Annotated in this window: 1 protein-coding gene; it reads left to right on the forward strand. The window is 63.7% G+C overall.

Features of this window, described 5'->3' with window-relative positions:
- A partial coding sequence (locus B3187_RS08950) for a hypothetical protein (protein ID WP_286805866.1) occupies nucleotides 1–397 on the forward strand: 397 nt, incomplete at both ends.

Raw genomic sequence — 397 nt, forward strand, 5'->3', positions numbered from 1 at the left:
ACAGGCACTGAGACAGGCTGCTCAGCAGTTGCGGGAGCCCAGTCAATTGACCCGGCCGGGCGCAATGCGCGAAGCGCTGAGTGAGAGCGGTGTGTTTCTGGAGAAAAAACTGCTGACCGCCTTGCGCCCTGCGGCCCGCGACGCAGCGGGAGTCGGAGTGGCGTCGACCCAAACCGAGCGCGGCGGTAATGTTGCGGCGCAACAGGTCCTGAACGGGGACTGGAAAGGCGCACTGTTGAAAGTACTGCACCAGGTGCGTACGGAGCTGAGCCGGCTCGGTCAGACACCGGAGCTGATGCGCGGCAATGAACTGAATCTGAGTGCGCTGCTGGAGCAGGTATCAGCGCGCCCGGCACCCGAACTCGCCGACCGGAGCCTGCGCACCCAACTATTACTT

Source organism: Marinimicrobium sp. UBA4209, from assembly GCF_002381585.1.
In the GTDB taxonomy this organism is placed as follows: Bacteria; Pseudomonadota; Gammaproteobacteria; order Pseudomonadales; family Cellvibrionaceae; genus Marinimicrobium; species Marinimicrobium koreense.